Origin of the sequence: Leisingera aquaemixtae (genome assembly GCF_019801145.1) — a bacterium.
GTDB lineage: Bacteria > Pseudomonadota > Alphaproteobacteria > Rhodobacterales > Rhodobacteraceae > Leisingera > Leisingera aquaemixtae_A.
In genome coordinates, this window is sequence record NZ_JAHVJQ010000001.1 from 236419 (window position 1) to 252299 (window position 15881).

Below are 15881 nucleotides of genomic sequence, written 5' to 3' on the forward strand. Positions count from 1 at the left end.
GGGCAGCCCCGCGGCGCGATTGCATTCTGTTCGATCAGTCTGACGTGCGTTTAGGCGTCTGCCCAAACATTGTCCAACCAAAAATTCCGATGAGCGCGCGAAAATACTGCGAATCTCCGCTGGCGCAAGCTGTTTTTTAAGACAGGCAGGGCGGCGGCGCCAGAGGCGATTTTCTGCGCTGCAAAAATTCTGCGCTCAATCGTCACCTTTCAGCTGGCCGCGCAGCGCAGCCAGGCCGGCAAAGGGTTTGGTGTCCTCGTCGCGCATCGGCTGCACGCCGTCCTCGGCATAGACTGCCTCGCCCAGCTCGGCGCCGTCCTTGCGCGGGTAGGCGGGAATGTGCAGCGCCAGCGCCTCGGCCATCACCGCCGCCGGGTCGATATGTGTGCCCAGCGGCTCGATGCTGTCGTCCTCGGGCATTTCCACCTCGGCGCCTTCCGGGCTCTCGAACCGGGCCAGATAGGTGATCTCCACTGGTTCTTCGATGCGGGTGGTTACCGGCTCCAGCGTCACCACGCAGTCCTGCACCACTGTGGCGCCCAGGCGGCCCGCCAGCTTCCAGTCTTTCTTGCCCATGGCCTTGATCTCGCCTGCAAAGCGGAGCTTGCGCAGGGCGTTTACCCCCAGTTCCGCGGCCAGCGCGGCCAGCTCTGCCTTGTCCGGGGTGATTTCAAAGGCGGTGGGGGCGTTTTGCGGCAGATCCGCGACCCGCAGGGCGGTGCTGTCAGACATATTCGGGAACTTTCGTTTCTTGAACCGGAAGCGGTCATTAGGTAATCGGGTTCAAAGACGTATTCAAGCCGCAGTTCGAAGCGGAGACTGGGGGGCAGTCATGATCGGCAAGACGTTTCACACGAAGAGGGTGCTGCGCGGCGCGGTGCTGGCAGCGGCGGTACTGGCGATTGCGGCCTGTGCCCCGGTTTACCGCAAGCACGGTTATGTGCCGACGCCGGACCAGCTGGCCGAGGTGGTGCCGGGCGTTGACACGCGGGATTCGGTGGCCGAAAGCATTGGCATCCCGACCTCGACCGGTGTGCTGAACGAGAGCGGCTATTACTATGTGGCCACCCGCTTCCGCCACTATGGCGCGGCAGCGCCCAAGCCGGTGGCACGCGATCTGGTTGCGATCAGCTTTGACGCGGCCGGGGTGGTGCAGGGGATTGAGCGCTACAGCCTGGAAGACGGCAAGGCAGTGCCGCTGGAACGCCGGGTGACCAGTTCCGGGGTGCAGGACAACACCTTCCTGCGCCAGCTGCTGGGCAACCTGGGCACCTTCAACCCGGGTCAGTTCCTGGACAACGAATAGGCCGGTTTCACAGGCTTGCCGCAGTGACTGTGCTAATGGCTGAGCCCGAAACGGGGAGGCCGCGGTGGCGGAACCTGTGATTTTGCTGAGCAAGGGGCGCTACCGCGCCCGTCTGGCGGCGGGGGCAGCGGATCTGGCTGCGGCGCAGGCGCTGCGGTCCTTTTGCTTTCAAACCGCGAGCCCTGACGGCGATGCTTTTGACCCTATTTGCAGCCATGTGCTGGTGGAGGAGCAGGCCGGCGGTGCGCTGGTCTGCTGTTTCCGGCTGCTGATGCTGGCGAGCGGTGCAGAGCTGGCGCGCAGCTATGCGGCGCAATTCTATGACCTGACTGCGTTGCAGGCCTTTGCGGGCCGGATGGCAGAGCTGGGCCGCTTTTGCATCCATCCTGAATGGCGCGACCCGGACATTCTGCGGCTGGCCTGGGGCACAATGACGGGCCTGGTTGACGGGCAGGGGGTGCAGATGCTGATCGGCTGCTCGTCCTTCGCAGGCACCTCCGCTGCGCCTTACCTCGACGCATTTGCGCTGCTGCGGCAGCGGCATCTTGCTCCGGTGCAATGGCTGCCGGAGGAGAAGGCGCCTGAGGTGGTCCGCTATGCGGCGGAGCTGCCGCAGGAGGCGGATACGAAGAAAGCGCTGCAGGTGATGCCGCCGCTGTTGCGGACCTATCTGGCGATGGGCGGCTGGGTCAGCGACCATGCGGTGGTGGACCGGCAGATGAACACGCTGCATGTGTTCACCGGTCTGGAAACCGGAGCAATCCCGGAATCCCGCAAACGGCTGCTGCGGGCGGTTGCCGGGTGATTTTGAGTATTTTTGGAAAGATGAAAGCGGAGCGTTGACGCGATTTTGCCGCCGGGGTAGCTGGCTGGCATGGCACGTATTCCTCTTTTGCAGATGTCCGGCATTTCCCTCACATTCGGGGGCGATCCGGTTTTTTCGAACCTCGATCTGGTGGTGCAGCCCGGCGACCGGGTGGCGCTGGTGGGCCGAAACGGCTCTGGAAAATCCACGCTGATGAAGGTGATGGCGGGGATTGTTGAAGCCGATCAGGGCGACATCGTGGTGCCGCCGGGCAAATCCGTCGGCTACATGGAGCAGGACCCGAAGATGGAGGGGTTTGCGACGCTGGGCGATTTTGCCGCCAGCGAACTGGACCCCGGTGAGATGTACAAGGTGGAACGTGCAGGCGAGGGTCTGAAGTTCGACCCGGCACGCCCGGTGGAAACCGCCTCCGGCGGGGAGCGCCGCCGCGCGGCGCTGGCCAAACTGATGGCCGAAGCACCGGACCTGATGCTGCTGGACGAGCCCACCAACCACCTGGATATCGAGGCGATCACCTGGCTGGAGAATGAGCTGCAGGCCACCCGCGCGGCTTTTGTGCTGATTTCGCACGACCGGGCGTTCCTGCGGGCATTGACCCGCGCGACGCTGTGGGTCGACCGCGGCGAGGTGCGCCGTCAGGAGAAGGGATTCGAGCATTTCGAGGCCTGGCGCGACAAGGTCTGGGAAGACGAGGACATGCAGCGCCACAAGCTGAACCGGCTGATCAAGTCGGAAAGCCGCTGGGCGGTGGAGGGCATATCGGCCCGGCGCAAGCGCAACATGGGCCGGGTGCGGGCGCTGCAGGACCTGAAGGCGGAACGCGCGGGCCAGATCAAGCGCCAGGGTGCTGCCGAGATGGCGCTGGAGGCAGGCCCCAAGTCGGGCCGCAAGGTGATCGAGGCCGAGGGGCTGAGCAAGGCGTTCGGCGGCAAGGAGATTGTCAGGGATTTCTCGCTGAAGGTGCAGCGCGGCGACCGGGTGGCCTTTGTCGGCCCTAATGGCGCGGGGAAAACCACGCTGTTGAAGATGCTTCTGGGCATGGAAGACCCGGATGCGGGTTCTGTGCAGCTGGGCACCAACCTGGAAATCGCGCTGTTCGACCAGACCCGCGACCAGCTGGATGGCGATTCGACCCTGTGGGAGAATCTGACCGCGGATCCGCTGTTGGGGATTTCCGGGAAGGCCGATCAGGTGATGGTGCGCGGCCAGCCCAAGCATGTGGTGGGCTACCTGAAGGAATTCCTGTTCGACGAACGTCAGGCGCGGGCGCCGGTTCGGTCGCTGTCGGGCGGCGAAAAGGCGCGGCTCTTGCTGGCGCGGCTGATGGCGCGGTCCTCGAACCTGCTGGTCTTGGATGAACCGACCAACGATCTGGATGTCGAGACGCTGGACCTGCTGCAGGAGCTGCTGGACAATTATGACGGCACTGTGCTGCTGGTCAGCCACGACCGGGATTTCCTGGACCGGGTGGCGACCACGACCATCGCGATGGAAGGCAACGGGCGGGCCACGGCTTATGCCGGCGGGTGGAGCGACTACATCGCGCAGCGCGGGCCGCTGGAGGCAGTGGAAAAGGCGGAAAAGGTGAAGCCTGCAAAGCCCAAGCCGAAACAGGAAAGCCAGCCCAAGGACGGCCTGAGCTTCAAGGAAAAGCACCGGCTGGAAGCGCTGCCTGCGGAGATCGAGCGGCTGGAGGCGGAGATCGGCAAGCTGCAGGAGCTGATGAGCGATCCGGAACTGTTCACCCGCGAGCCGGTCAAGTTCAAGAAGGCCACCGAGGCGCTGGTGGAGCGGCAGGAAAAACTGGCCGCCGCCGAAGAGGAATGGCTGGAGCTGGAGGAAAAAGCCGGGGGATAAGGCGGCTTCCTGAGGCAGGTCAGCGTGCCTGACCAAATGTTTCGCGCGCGAAACATTTGGTCAAAGAGGCTGCCGTAAAACTTTGGAATTCATCAAGAAAGATGAAGCGGATATAAAGCGGGCGGACGCCGGCTTTACCGTTTCGCTACCGGTGCAGCAGGGTTGCCGGTGACGGTTTTTCCTGCGGCGACGTCCTTGGTCACCACTGCGCCCGCTCCTACAATTGCGCCATCACCGATGGTGACACCGGGCAGCAGGATGGCACCGCCGCCGATCCAGACGTCTGCACCGAGGGTGACGGGATAGGCGATCTCCAGCCCCTGGGCCCGCAACGCCCTGTCCTTGTGGTGCTGGGCGCAGTAGATCTGCACATTCGGCCCCAGCATGGTGCCATCGCCGATGGTGACGGGGGCGGTGTCCAGAATTGTGCAGCCTGCGTTCATGTAGACGTTGCGGCCCAGGCGGATGTTGATGCCGTAGGCGCAGTGGAAGGGCGCCTCGATCAGGCAGTTTTCACCGTGGGCAGCAAAGAGCGCTGCCAAGGCTGGGCTGAGGTGCTCCGCCGGATCAGGGGGCGCTGTATTGTGCTGATGCACCGCAACCCGGGCTTGATGGCGCAACGCCGAGAGTTCGCTGTCCAGGCAACAGTACCAGTCGCCGGCCTGCATCTTCTGCCGTTCGGTTTTGGTCATCGGTGTCTCCTTGCCGGGGAGAGGACACCGGGCGCGGCGGCTTGTCAATTGGCGGAGGGCTCCCGCGCCCGCAGATGCCCTGGCTGCGCCAAGGCATCTTTGTGCGGCCTTGGGCCGGGCGCTGCTTGCGCAGCGTCGAAGGATTTGCAGAGAAGCGCTTGAGGAGCAGGTGTGCCCCTCAAGTCGCCCAATCGAGTGCGTTAGCGGCTGGTTGCGCGTCAAGGGTGAGCTACGCTGCGCACGGCGGCTTGGGGCTCCGCCCGTTCGCAAGCGAAACGCTCCCACAGAGCGTTTCCAGGTAGCTTGCTCACTCCTTGACCCGTAACCAGCAACAGAGGTCAGCGCATGCGCAGGGCGCCGTCGATGCGGATCACTTCGCCGTTCAGGTAACCCATCTCGACGATGAAGCCGGCGAGGCGGCCGTATTCGCGCGGGTCGCCCAGGCGGGCGGGGTTGGGGACGTCGGCGGCCAACTGCTGCTGCACCTCTTCCGGCAGGCCGGCCAGCATCGGGGTCATGAAGATGCCGGGTGCGATGGTCATCACCCGGATGCCGGAAGACGCGAGATCGCGCGCCATCGGCAGGCACATGCCGGCAACCCCGCCCTTGGAGGCGGCATAGGCGGCCTGGCCCTTTTGCCCGTCAAAGGCGGCAATCGAGGCGGTGTTGATAATCACGCCGCGGGCGTTGTCCGCATCGGGGGTGTTCTTGGCAATCTCGACAGCGGCCAGGCGGGCCACGTTGAAGGTGCCGACCAGATTGATGTCGATGGTGCGCTTGTAGGCATCCAGCGGATGCGCGCCCTCCTTGCCCACGGTCTTGGCGCCGATGGCGATGCCTGCGCAGTTCACGCAAGCGGTGATCTTGCCCATCTTTTCTGCCGCATGGGCGATGGCGGCTGAAACCGACTCCTCGCTGGTCACGTCGGTCTGGGCAAAGTGGCCGCCGATTTCATCTGCCACCTGAGCGCCGCGCTCTGCGTCGCGGTCGAGGATGGTGACCTGGGCGCCTTGTTCGGCAAAATAGCGCGCGGTGGCCTCACCCAGGCCCGAAGCGCCGCCGGTGATGACGGCTGCGGTGTCTGCAAGTTTCATGAGCGGGGCTCCTCCCGGTTATCTGAACATGTGTTCATATAATGGAGAGGCCGGGCGCCTGTCCAGCGGGACGGGGCGTCGCGGATGTTCAGGCGCCCATCAGGCGGCGGTCGAGACGTGCTAGCGGGCGTAAGATGCTGCCGAGCGGCGGCCACAGGCCCCAGGTGCCGCCCAGGCGGTGCAGATGGGCGCCAGTGCCGAGTTTGAAGCGGGCAAGGCCCGCGGCGTCCTCGGTATTGATGAGGCCGAGGTCGAGGCGGCAGATGCTCTTGGCGGCGAGCCAATTGGCGGCCTCCCACAGCAGCAGGGTATGAGCGCTGAGCTGTTTGCCGCGGGCGGTGGTGTGGGCGATGTGATAGGTAGCGCCGCTGCCATGGGAGAGGATCAGGATGGCGGCGACCGCTTCCTTGCCCTCAAACGCCTGGAAGAGTTTCGCGTGCCCTTTGTTCTCGCGCGCATAGGCGAGTGTGAGGTCGATGGGCCAGCTGCGATAGCCGCGCAGTGTTTGCTGTTTTGCGTCGGCCTGGAACAGCCAGTGGCGCACGTCATGCGGCAGGTTCTGGCGGGTGAGGCGGAGGTTCTGCGCCGCGCCGTGCTTCAGCCGGTTGCGCCATTTCTGGTGCAGCGCGGCGCGGCGCTGGTCCAAGTCGCCGCTGAGGTCCCATATCGCTGCATGAGCGGGCGTGACCAGCGGCACTGCGCCGAGGCGGGAGAGATGCAGGGCGGGGGTCTCCGGCGACAGGATCAGCGGTGTGCGGGCGAAGCCGTTCTCGCGCAGGGCGGCCAGCAGCGGGGCGGGATCAGCCAGATCCGCCCGATTCACCATCGCCAGCCGCAGCCCGCCGGGGAAGCGGCGGCGCAGAACCAGCGTATCCCCCAGCATCAGCGGGTCCTGACCGCAGGCCATCAGCGCTCGGGCAAACTCCGGCGATTGCTGCAGGGCGCGGGGCCGGGGGCAGCTGGTTGCTGTTGCGGGCAATTCGGGATCAGGGGCGCTGTCGAACATGTCTCCATTAACGCGCTGGAAACCTAAATCATGGTTAATTTCACATATGAAGAAAGCAAAACAGATCATGGGGCATACGGCCGCCGCCCCGCGGATGACCAAGGCGGCGGCGCTGCTGATCGCCATCGGTCTGTCGGTGCCGGTGTTTCTGGTGCTGACACTGGTGGAGGCGCTGTTTCTTTGAGGCAGGATGATTTGCTGAGAGGCGTTTAAGGTCAGGTCTGCCCATAAGCGCCTTTACAAGTGTATCCCGGCCAACCCCTGCCTCAAGGATAAACCGCGCTGCGCACGGTCGCATGGCCGGCCCTTGACCCGGGGCTGGCCTGACTGGGCCTTTGATTGAAACCGCTGGCGCGCCGCGCAGCGGCGCCCGGCCCAACCGTGAGGACCCGTCTTTGACGGGGCTGGAAGGGGCGGGAGCATTTGCGGGCAACAAAAAAGGGAGCGCAAAGCCTCCCTTTTTCCGGCTTATGCCAAAGAACTTAACCGTCCAGCTTGACCAGCGCGTGGCGTTTCTTGCCGGCGCTCAGCTTGATCGGCGAGGACAGCGCGCCTGCGTCGATCATCAGGCCTGCATCGGTCAGCGGCTGGTCGTCGATCTTGGCGCCATTCTCGGAGATCAGCCGCTTGGCGTCCTTGCCGGATTTGGCGAGACCGGATTTCACGATCAGCTGCACGATCGAGATGCCGTCGCCCAGATCGGCAGGCGTGAGCGACAGGGTGGGCAGGTCATCGCCCACACCGCCCTTTTCGAACACCTCGCGGGCGGTGGCTTCTGCGGTGGCGGCTGCCTCGGCGCCGTGCAGCAGGGTGGTCACCTCATTGGCGAGGATCACCTTGCCCTCGTTTATCTCGGAGCCTTGCAGGGCACCGATACGCTCGCATTCCTCCACCGGCAGTTCGGTGTAGAGCTTGAGGAAGCGGCCGACGTCGGCATCCGTTGTGTTGCGCCAGAACTGCCAGAACTCATACGGGGAGCGCATGTCGGCGTTGAGCCAGATCGCGCCTTCGGCGGTCTTGCCCATTTTCTTGCCGTCAGAGGTGGTCAAGAGCGGCGAAGTGAGGCCGTAGACCTCATTGTCGATCACCCGGCGGGTGAGGTCGATGCCGTTGACGATATTGCCCCACTGGTCGGAGCCGCCCATCTGCAGGATGCAGCCGTAGCGGCGGTTCAGCTCCATGAAGTCGTAGGCCTGCAGGATCATGTAGTTGAATTCGAGGAAGCTGAGCGACTGCTCGCGGTCGAGGCGGGATTTCACGCTTTCGAACGACAGCATCCGGTTCACCGAGAAATGGCGGCCGATGTCGCGCAGGAATTCCAGGTAGTTCAGCCCGTCCAGCCATTCGGCGTTGTTCAGCATCAGCGCCTTGTTCGGCGCGTCGGTTTCATAGTCGATGTAGGCGGAGAACACCTTCTTGATGCCCGCAATATTGTCGTCGATCTGCGCCTCGGTCAGCAGCGGCCGTTCGTCGGCGCGGAAGGAGGGGTCGCCCACCTTGGTGGTGCCGCCGCCCATCAGGGTGATCGGCTGGTGGCCGGTCTTCTGGAACCAGCGCAGCATCATGATCTGGATCAGCGAGCCGACGTGCAGCGAATTTGCCGTCGCGTCAAAGCCGATATAGGCCGGGCGCACACCTTGCAGCAGGGCTTCGTCCAGGCCCTGATAATCGGTGCAGTCCGCGAGGAACCCGCGTTCCATCATGACTGCGACGAAATCCGATTTCGGTGTGTAGGTCATAACATGCCTCGGTCTATGGTTTTGCACCATGCCCTATAAATCGCATTGGCGCCGGTTGGAACCTGTTTTCCCGGCAAAATATGCGCTGTATTGTGGCGCGCAAACGGGCGGGACGGCCCGGTTCTCTGGAAGGGGCAGGGGCGATGAGCAAGGCCATTGCAAAAACGGGTGCGGTCAGGGCGCTGGGCGCGATGAGCGGCACGTCGCTAGACGGGGTGGATGCGGCGGTGGTGGTGACCGACGGCGCGCGCATTCACGGGTTCGGCGAGAGCAGTTACCGCGAGTATTCCTCGGAGGAGCGCAGCGTGCTGCGCGCGGGCCTGGGCAAATGGACGGGGCCGGAGGTAGATGCCGCGGCAGCGGTCTGCGACGCGGCCCATGCGGCGGCGCTGGCGGAGTTCCGGGATGTGGAGATCATCGGCTTTCACGGCCAGACCCTGGCCCATGCGCCGCGGCTGCAGGGAACCCTGCAGGTGGGCGACGGCGCGGCGCTGGCCGAACACCTGGGCAAGCCGGTCGTCTGGGACTTCCGCAGCGACGATGTGGCGATGGGCGGCGAGGGCGCGCCGCTGGCGCCGTTCTTTCACTTTGCCTGCGCCAAATACATCGGCGCCGAACGGCCCTTGTGCTTCCTGAACCTGGGCGGGGTCGGCAACCTTACCTATGTGGACCCGCGGTTCGACAGGCCGGAGGAGCCGGGCGCGCTTCTGGCCTTTGACACCGGTCCCGCCAATGCGCCGGTCAATGATCTGGTGCAGAAGCGGCTGGGCATTCCCTGGGATGCGGATGGCAAGGTGGCGCGTTCCGGCACCGTGGAAACCGGCGCGCTGGAGTTGTTCCTGGCCGAGCCCTATTTTTCAAGAATGCCGCCCAAGTCGCTGGACAGGAACGATTTTGCCGAGATGGTCGGGTTGGTGAACGAGCTGAATGATGCTGATGCGGCGGCAACCCTGATAGCCATGTGCGCGGCCGCCGTGGCGCAGGGCATGGAGCATTGCCCGGAGCCGCCGGAGGTGGTGCTGGTGACCGGCGGCGGGCGGCATAACCCGGTGCTGATGGAGATGCTGCGGGTGTCGCTCGACTGCTTGGTGAAACCGGTGGAGGACGTCGGCCTGGACGGCGACATGCTGGAGGCGCAGGCCTTTGCCCACCTGGCGGTGCGGGTGGCGCGCGGGATGCCGACGTCGGCGCCTGGCACCACCGGGGTGAGCGCCTGTGTGGGCGGCGGCGTGGTCAGCGTGCCGGGGGTATGAGCCTGAGACTTGGCAGCCAAGAAACTTCGAAGTTTCTTGCCAAATTTCTTCGAAGAAATTTATGCGGACGGCGGTCCGTTCAGCGGGCCAGTTCCCTTACATAGTCTGCAGTGAACTCGCCGTATCCATTTGACGTCGATATTAAATGGTCCTGAGTGATTGCATGGAAAGCAGGCAACTGGTGGAAGGGCACATTTGGAAAGGCGTGATGCTCGGCGTGATAGGGCATGTTCCAGGCCAGAAAGCGCACAATCCGGTTGGTGAATGTGGTGCGGGAATTTTCCAGCATGTTGGCGACAGATGGGCAGAGACCGTGCTCTGCCAGCAGGTAGGCGCGCAGGAAAGGCTGCCCGATCAAGAGCGGCACGATCCACAGCCACAGGATCAGCGGTGACGCTATGAGGCTCACCAGCGCGGCAGCGTAGAGGGCCAGCAGCAGCCGCGCCTCCAGCCGCATATCAGCGTGGCGCCGTTCGGGCAGGTATGGCGCGCTGATGGTGCCGAAGGCGTTGCGCCAGAGGGTTCCGCCCATGCCGCGCCAGTAGCCCCAGCCGCTCAGGTATCTGAGCCACTGCGGCAGGGTCGCTGGACGCCCGCCGTGTTCCAGCTCCGGGTCGCGCTTGGGGTCATTGGTGTATTTGTGATGCGCCAGGTGGAAATAGCGGAACCAGACGAAGGGCAGCGCGATGGCAAGGGCGCAGGAATGGCCCAAGACCTCATTCAGCCATTTGCTGCGGAAGGGTGTCTGGTGCGTGCATTCGTGGCTGAGGGTGAAGAGAAAGACCAGCAGTATGCCTTGCGGCAGCATCAGCAGCGGCCAGAGGGGTATTTGCAGAGCGATACCCGCGGTGCAGGCGGCGAGGGCGGCGAGATACAGGGCCAGATGCCGCAGGCCCGCCGCATCGGAACGGGCCGTCAAGGCGGCCTTTGCCTCTGGCGGCAGCGATTTGATCAGGGCTGTGTGATCCAGTGCGGCAGGCATAGGGCAGTCTTGGCCGCCCGCCGATTCGCCGCAAGGGGCCGGTCAGCCGCGCGGGATGTCGAAGCCTGGAGCAGCCAGTTCAAACCCCTCAAACTCGAACCCCGGCGACACCGTGCAACTGACCAGCGTGTAGTCCCCGGTGCTGCGGGCGGCTTGCCAGTGGCCCTGTGGTACGATCAGCTGCGGCGCGCCTTTGGCCAGGTCCGGGGTCAGCAGATGGTCCTGCGCCGGGCCTTCACCGGTGGCCGCCAGCGACAGCACTAGCGGCGCGCCGGCATGGTAGAGCCAGATCTCGGCGGCATCCACACGGTGCCAGTGGCTGGCCTCGCCGGCTTTCAAAAGGAAGTAAATACAGGTGCCTGTGGGGCGGCCCTCATTCTCCGCGCGCCAGGTTTCCTTGTACCAGCCGCCCTCCGGGTGCTGCTGCAGGCCCAGGTGCTCGATGATCCGGTCCGCGTCCATTGCTGCTTCCTCCGCATTGGTGCTGGTAAATCTGTGTCCCAGTCATATGTTTGGGCCATGACACTCACGATCCCCTTTGACAACACCTATGCCGCCCTGCCGGGGCAGTTCTACTCCAAACTGTCGCCGCAGGCGGTGAAGGCGCCGCGGCTGGCGGCGTTCAACGAGGACCTGGCGCGGATCATGGGGATCACGCCCGGTGAGGCCGGAGAGATGGCAGAGGTGTTCGGCGGCAATCAGGTGCCTGAGGGGGCTGATCCGCTGGCGCAGCTTTATTCCGGGCATCAGTTCGGCACGTACAATCCGCAGCTGGGCGACGGGCGCGCGATCCTGCTGGGGGAGACGGTGGGCACGGACGGCAAGCGCCGGGATATCCAGCTGAAGGGCTCCGGCCGCACGCCCTATTCGCGGAACGGCGATGGGCGGGCCTGGCTGGGGCCAGTCTTGCGCGAATATGTGGTGAGCGAGGCGATGCACAGCTTAGGCATCCCGACCACCCGGGCGCTGGCGGCGGTGGAGACCGGCGAGACCGTCTGGCGCGAGGGCGGTCTGCCCGGTGCGGTGCTGACCCGGGTGGCGGCGAGCCATCTGCGGGTGGGGACCTTCCAGGTGTTTGCCGCACGCGGCGACAAGGAGAGCCTGCAGCGGCTGACAGCATACGCCATTGCGCGCCATTATCCGGATGCGGACGGGCCGATGGGGCTGCTCAGCGCGGTGCGCGATGCGCAGTCGGAGCTGATTGCCGCCTGGATGGCGGTGGGCTTCATCCACGGCGTGATGAACACCGACAACTCTGCGATCTCCGGCGAGACCATCGATTATGGCCCGTGCGCCTTCATGGATGTTTATCACCCGCATACGGTGTTTTCCTCGATCGACCGGGGGCGGCGCTATGCCTATGCCAACCAGCCCGCAATTGCGGTCTGGAACCTGGCGCAGCTGGCGACCGCGCTGATCCAGCAGATGGACGACCCGCAGGCCGGGGTCGAGCAGGCGACGGAGATCGTGCATGCGATGCCCGCGCTGACCGAGTCGGCCTGGCTGCGGCGCTTCCGGGCCAAGCTGGGGATCACCACGGAGCGGGACGGCGATCTGGAGCTGATCACCGCACTGCTGGGCCGGATGGCGGAGAACCAAAGCGATTTCACCAACACCTTCCGCGCCCTTGCCGGTGGCTCGGCGCGCGACCAGTTCACCGATCCGGCGGCTTTTGACACCTGGGAGCAGGATTGGCAGGCGCGGCTGGAGGGAGAGCCCGATCCCGTAACGGTGATGCGCGCGGCGAACCCGGCCTTTATTCCGCGCAACCACCGGATCGAAGAGATGATCGCAGGCGCGGTGGCCGGCGACTATGCGCTGTTCCACCGGCTGAGCGCGGTGCTGGCCACCCCGTACGAGGAGCAGCCAGAGCACAGCGATCTGCAGCGCCCGCCGCTGCCGGAGGAAGTGGTGCAGGCGACCTTCTGCGGCACCTGATCCTGTTATTCGGCCCAGGATATCCTCAAGGGTGACTGGAGCCACTGGCTCAAGAGGAGGCAGGCGGCCCGCCCATTCGCAGCCTGCGGCGTGTTGCCGGTTGTGCTCAAGCTGTGATCTGGCCACACTTGCGGCAGGACCCGGGACAAGCAGATGCCAAAGACACCCCCACCGGACTCGCTGCGGATTGCCACCTACAACATCCAGAAATGCGTCGGCCTGGACCTGCGCCGGCGGCCGGAGCGCATTTTGCAGGTGCTGGCCGGGCTGAAGGCGGATGTGGCCGTGCTGCAGGAAGCCGACAAGCGGCTGCCGCCGCGCCCGGCCGCGCTGCCGCATTTCCTGGTCGAGGAGACCGGCTGGCGGGCGGCGGACCTGGGCGGCGCGGGGTCGCTGGGCTGGCATGGCAACGCGGTGCTGTACCGCAACGGGGTGCAGCTGCGGGCCAAGGGCCATATCGCGCTGCCGGGGCTGGAGCCGCGCGGCGCGGTCTGGGTGGAGCTGGAAACCGCGCTCGGCCCGGTGCGGGTGATCGGCGCCCACCTGGGGCTGACAGGGCGGGCACGGCGCGAACAAATGCATGCGCTGGCGCGGGCCGCCAAGCGCGATGACGCGGCGGTGGTGCTGGCGGGGGATTTCAATGAATGGTCGCGCACACCGGTGCTGGAGCATATCGCCCCGGCGCTGACCTTTCTGCCGCCGCGGCCCAGCTTTCCGGCGCTGCGGCCCCTCGGGGCGCTGGACCGGATTGCCCATTGCAACCGGCTGAAGGCGGTGGCGCACGGGGTGCATGGGGGGCGGCCTGCGCATATCGCCTCCGACCATCTGCCGGTCTGGGCGGATTTGCGGGCGGTCTAAAGGGCTGAGATCTCCCGCGCCCGAAGGGGCTTCAGGCTGCGCCAGAGGCCCCTTGGCGGGCTTGGGCAGGGCGCTGCTGCGCAGCGCGGAATTTTTTTGCTGAGAGGCGCCTAAGGGCAGGTGTGCCCTAAGGCGCCAATTCGAGTGTAAATTGTGCTGATCCGCGTCAAGGATGAACAGCGCTGGCGCGCTGCGGCTTTGCCGTCCTTGACCCGGAGCAGCACGGGGCAGAGTTAGCGTGCGCGCTGCTTCTGGCCGCGGCGCTGGGCGTTGCCGGGCTTGCCGCCCTGGGGTTTGCCCTGGCTGCTGTTGCCAGCGCTGCCGCCGCCACGGCGGCGCTGGCCGCCAGGCTTGCCGCCGCGGCGCCCGCCGCCGGGACGGCCGCCCGGTTTGCCTGCGGGGGCTGCCGGATCGGGCATCGCTTCCCAGGGGCGGCCGGAGGCGACGGGGATGGAGAGCTTCATCACCTTTTGGATCGCCTTCAGATCGTCCATCTCATCCGGGGCGCAGAAGGCGACGGCCTGGCCGTCCTTGCCCGCACGCGCGGTGCGGCCGATGCGGTGGACATAAGCGTCGGGCACATTCGGCAGCTCGTAGTTGTAGACGTATTTCACGTCCGGGATATCCAGGCCGCGGGCCGCCACGTCAGTGGCGACCAGCACCTTGATTTCGCCTTCCTTGAAGGCCGCGAGGGCACGCTCGCGCTGGCCCTGGCTCTTGTTGCCGTGGATCGCGGCGGCCGAGAAGCCCGCCTTGTCCAGCGTCTTCATCAGCTTTTCCATGCCCCATTTGGTGCGACCGAACACCAGCGTGCGCTCATCCTTGTGCTGGTCCAGCAATTCCTTGAGCAGGTCCAGCTTGGCGGCCTTGGCGATGAAATGCACCGACTGGGTGATCTTATCGGCGGCCTTGCCCGGAGGCGATACCTCGATCCGGACCGGGCTTTGCAGGTAGGAGTTGGCGATCTCGTTCATCTGCTTGGGCATGGTGGCCGAGAACAGCATGGTCTGGCGTTCCGCCGGGATCAGCGCCGCGATCTTGCGCAGCGTATGGATGAAGCCCAGGTCCAGCATCTGGTCGGCTTCATCCAGAACCAGGAAGTCGCAGGAGCCGAGGTCCAGCGCGCCGCGGTCGAGGATGTCAATGAGGCGGCCCGGGGTGGCAACCAGGATGTCGGTGCCCTTGGCGATGCGGGCGATTTGCGGGTTGATGGAGACACCGCCGACCACCAGGCCGACTTTCATCGGGGTGCCTTCGGTAAGGCCCTTGAGGGTATCGGCGATCTGGTTGGCCAGCTCGCGGGTCGGCGCCAGCACCAGGCCGCGCACAGTCATCGCGGCGGGCTTGCGGCCGTATTCCAGCATCCGCGCCACTAGCGGCACGCCGAAGGCGGCGGTCTTGCCGGTGCCGGTCTGCGCCAGGCCCAGCACGTCCTTGCCGTTGAGGGCATGGGGAATGGCGCGCGCCTGGATCGGGGTGGGGTCGTTCAGACCCATGTCCTTGAGCCGGGCGAGGAGCTTCTCTGGCAGCCCCATGGTCGAAAATTCAGTCACGTATCGTCCTTTCACGGCCCTGCGGTCTGCACGGGCCGGGTCCGCTGCACGGCAGCGGGTTCATGCGGGGCAGGGACCTCGGGCGCGCGCTGGCCGGATGCCAGGCCGCTGGCCTCTGCAATCCCCACGCGTGATCTTGGGAATGGCGGCATATCACTAGACCCCGGATCATTGGTTGTGCGCAGGGTGCGCGTCCGGTCTATGGCCTCTGCTCACGCGGCAGGGAGGGATGCCTGGGCGCCAAATGGCTGTGGATAAGCCGTTTGTCAACCTTTGATACGCGTGAAAAGCCTGTTTTCGCCACAGAATGCATCCGTTAAAGAGGAAGGCCAGAAAACCGCGAGGAAGAGATGCAAAGAACGATTATCGCCCGCTGCGAAGCCAAGGGGCTGCGCATGACCGGCCAGCGCCGGGTGATCGCCCAGGTGCTGCAGGACAGCGATGATCACCCGGATGTCGAGGAGCTCTATGCCCGCGCCAGCGCGAAGGATGCCGGGATTTCGATTGCCACCGTCTACCGCACCGTGAAGCTGTTCGAGGAGGCGGGCATTCTGGAGCGGCTGGAGTTCGGAGACGGGCGCGCGCGCTATGAGGATGCCGAGCGCGAGCATCACGACCACCTGATCGACATGAACACCGGCGAGGTGATCGAGTTCTGCGACCCGGAGATTGAAGAACTGCAGGAGCGGATCGCCCGCAAGTTGGGCTATGAGCTGCGCGGGCATAGGCTGGAACTTTATGGGGTGCCAGCCAAAAAGGTCTGAACCCGCCGCAAAA

The 15881-nt window shown here is 65.2% G+C and carries 16 protein-coding genes; 8 read left to right on the forward strand and 8 right to left on the reverse strand.

Annotated features, from left to right (window positions below; translation table 11 throughout):
• Positions 1-195: 195 nt before the first annotated feature.
• The gene (locus KUW17_RS01160) at positions 196-732 is read right to left on the reverse strand and encodes a YceD family protein (RefSeq protein ID WP_222475305.1); all 537 of its coding nucleotides are present in this window, start codon (positions 730-732) and stop codon (positions 196-198) included.
• Between the two features lie 100 nt (positions 733-832).
• Here KUW17_RS01160 and KUW17_RS01165 point away from each other — a divergent pair, with 100 nt between their 5' ends.
• The 3 genes from KUW17_RS01165 to KUW17_RS01175 all read left to right on the forward strand — a co-directional run bounded on the left by KUW17_RS01165 (position 833) and on the right by KUW17_RS01175 (position 3989).
• Complete coding sequence (locus KUW17_RS01165) at positions 833-1306, forward strand: outer membrane protein assembly factor BamE (protein ID WP_222475306.1); 474 nt, start codon at positions 833-835, stop codon at positions 1304-1306.
• Positions 1307-1370: 64 nt separating this feature from the next.
• Entirely contained in the window at positions 1371-2111 is a 741-nt protein-coding gene (locus KUW17_RS01170) for a GNAT family N-acetyltransferase (protein WP_222475307.1), read from the forward strand.
• Positions 2112-2180: 69 nt separating this feature from the next.
• A complete protein-coding gene (locus tag KUW17_RS01175) occupies positions 2181-3989 on the forward strand; it encodes an ABC-F family ATP-binding cassette domain-containing protein (protein ID WP_261396910.1) in 1809 nt (602 codons plus the stop codon).
• A gap of 134 nt (positions 3990-4123) precedes the next feature.
• On the opposite strand, the gene KUW17_RS01180 is transcribed toward KUW17_RS01175, so the two are convergent.
• The 3 genes from KUW17_RS01180 to KUW17_RS01190 all read right to left on the reverse strand — a co-directional run bounded on the left by KUW17_RS01180 (position 4124) and on the right by KUW17_RS01190 (position 6781).
• Positions 4124-4681, reverse strand: coding sequence for a sugar O-acetyltransferase (locus tag KUW17_RS01180; RefSeq protein WP_222475308.1), 558 nt, complete (start codon positions 4679-4681; stop codon positions 4124-4126).
• Positions 4682-5019: 338 nt separating this feature from the next.
• A complete protein-coding gene (locus KUW17_RS01185; protein WP_222475309.1) occupies positions 5020-5775 on the reverse strand; it encodes an SDR family NAD(P)-dependent oxidoreductase in 756 nt (251 codons plus the stop codon).
• An 88-nt stretch (positions 5776-5863) separates the two neighbouring features.
• Positions 5864-6781 carry a GNAT family N-acetyltransferase gene (locus tag KUW17_RS01190; protein ID WP_222475310.1) on the reverse strand — a complete coding sequence of 306 codons (918 nt, stop codon included), beginning with the start codon at positions 6779-6781 and terminating at the stop codon, positions 5864-5866.
• A gap of 46 nt (positions 6782-6827) precedes the next feature.
• Here KUW17_RS01190 and KUW17_RS01195 point away from each other — a divergent pair, with 46 nt between their 5' ends.
• Complete coding sequence (locus KUW17_RS01195; protein ID WP_222475311.1) at positions 6828-6965, forward strand: hypothetical protein; 138 nt, start codon at positions 6828-6830, stop codon at positions 6963-6965.
• 298 nt (positions 6966-7263) lie between these two features.
• On the opposite strand, the gene tyrS is transcribed toward KUW17_RS01195, so the two are convergent.
• Entirely contained in the window at positions 7264-8520 is a 1257-nt protein-coding gene (gene tyrS, locus KUW17_RS01200) for a tyrosine--tRNA ligase (RefSeq protein ID WP_222475312.1), read from the reverse strand.
• Between the two features lie 143 nt (positions 8521-8663).
• Here tyrS and KUW17_RS01205 point away from each other — a divergent pair, with 143 nt between their 5' ends.
• Positions 8664-9773 (forward strand): anhydro-N-acetylmuramic acid kinase, encoded by a 1110-nt coding sequence (locus tag KUW17_RS01205; RefSeq protein WP_222475314.1) that lies wholly within the window; start codon positions 8664-8666, stop codon positions 9771-9773.
• A gap of 79 nt (positions 9774-9852) precedes the next feature.
• Here the strand turns inward: KUW17_RS01205 and KUW17_RS01210 are convergent, their stop codons facing one another.
• Entirely contained in the window at positions 9853-10755 is a 903-nt protein-coding gene (locus KUW17_RS01210) for a fatty acid desaturase (protein ID WP_222475317.1), read from the reverse strand.
• Positions 10756-10797: 42 nt separating this feature from the next.
• Complete coding sequence (locus KUW17_RS01215) at positions 10798-11217, reverse strand: cupin domain-containing protein (RefSeq protein ID WP_222475319.1); 420 nt, start codon at positions 11215-11217, stop codon at positions 10798-10800.
• Between the two features lie 57 nt (positions 11218-11274).
• On the opposite strand from KUW17_RS01215, the gene KUW17_RS01220 reads away from it, so the two are divergent.
• Positions 11275-12693 (forward strand): protein adenylyltransferase SelO, encoded by a 1419-nt coding sequence (locus KUW17_RS01220; protein ID WP_222475321.1) that lies wholly within the window; start codon positions 11275-11277, stop codon positions 12691-12693.
• A 153-nt stretch (positions 12694-12846) separates the two neighbouring features.
• Positions 12847-13551 (forward strand): endonuclease/exonuclease/phosphatase family protein, encoded by a 705-nt coding sequence (locus KUW17_RS01225; protein ID WP_222475323.1) that lies wholly within the window; start codon positions 12847-12849, stop codon positions 13549-13551.
• Between the two features lie 233 nt (positions 13552-13784).
• On the opposite strand, the gene KUW17_RS01230 is transcribed toward KUW17_RS01225, so the two are convergent.
• The gene (locus KUW17_RS01230) at positions 13785-15104 is read right to left on the reverse strand and encodes a DEAD/DEAH box helicase (protein ID WP_315899376.1); all 1320 of its coding nucleotides are present in this window, start codon (positions 15102-15104) and stop codon (positions 13785-13787) included.
• Between the two features lie 350 nt (positions 15105-15454).
• Here KUW17_RS01230 and KUW17_RS01235 point away from each other — a divergent pair, with 350 nt between their 5' ends.
• On the forward strand, positions 15455-15868 hold the full coding sequence (locus KUW17_RS01235; RefSeq protein WP_222475325.1) for a Fur family transcriptional regulator: 414 nt from the start codon (positions 15455-15457) through the stop codon (positions 15866-15868).
• Positions 15869-15881 lie beyond the last annotated feature (13 nt).

What these genes read in the sequence shown, in the direction of transcription:
- KUW17_RS01210 (WP_222475317.1), bottom strand. Translation starts at nt 10,755, where the DNA reads ATGCCTGCCGCACTGGATCACACAGCCCTGATCAAATCGCTGCCGCCA.
- KUW17_RS01160 (WP_222475305.1), bottom strand. Translation starts at nt 732, where the DNA reads ATGTCTGACAGCACCGCCCTGCGGGTCGCGGATCTGCCGCAAAACGCC.
- KUW17_RS01175 (WP_261396910.1), top strand. Translation starts at nt 2,181, where the DNA reads ATGGCACGTATTCCTCTTTTGCAGATGTCCGGCATTTCCCTCACATTC.
- KUW17_RS01235 (WP_222475325.1), top strand. Translation starts at nt 15,455, where the DNA reads ATGCAAAGAACGATTATCGCCCGCTGCGAAGCCAAGGGGCTGCGCATG.
- KUW17_RS01190 (WP_222475310.1), bottom strand. Translation starts at nt 6,781, where the DNA reads ATGTTCGACAGCGCCCCTGATCCCGAATTGCCCGCAACAGCAACCAGC.
- KUW17_RS01185 (WP_222475309.1), bottom strand. Translation starts at nt 5,775, where the DNA reads ATGAAACTTGCAGACACCGCAGCCGTCATCACCGGCGGCGCTTCGGGC.
- KUW17_RS01195 (WP_222475311.1), top strand. Translation starts at nt 6,828, where the DNA reads ATGAAGAAAGCAAAACAGATCATGGGGCATACGGCCGCCGCCCCGCGG.
- KUW17_RS01180 (WP_222475308.1), bottom strand. Translation starts at nt 4,681, where the DNA reads ATGACCAAAACCGAACGGCAGAAGATGCAGGCCGGCGACTGGTACTGT.
- KUW17_RS01205 (WP_222475314.1), top strand. Translation starts at nt 8,664, where the DNA reads ATGAGCAAGGCCATTGCAAAAACGGGTGCGGTCAGGGCGCTGGGCGCG.
- KUW17_RS01220 (WP_222475321.1), top strand. Translation starts at nt 11,275, where the DNA reads ATGACACTCACGATCCCCTTTGACAACACCTATGCCGCCCTGCCGGGG.
- KUW17_RS01215 (WP_222475319.1), bottom strand. Translation starts at nt 11,217, where the DNA reads ATGGACGCGGACCGGATCATCGAGCACCTGGGCCTGCAGCAGCACCCG.
- KUW17_RS01165 (WP_222475306.1), top strand. Translation starts at nt 833, where the DNA reads ATGATCGGCAAGACGTTTCACACGAAGAGGGTGCTGCGCGGCGCGGTG.
- tyrS (WP_222475312.1), bottom strand. Translation starts at nt 8,520, where the DNA reads ATGACCTACACACCGAAATCGGATTTCGTCGCAGTCATGATGGAACGC.
- KUW17_RS01225 (WP_222475323.1), top strand. Translation starts at nt 12,847, where the DNA reads ATGCCAAAGACACCCCCACCGGACTCGCTGCGGATTGCCACCTACAAC.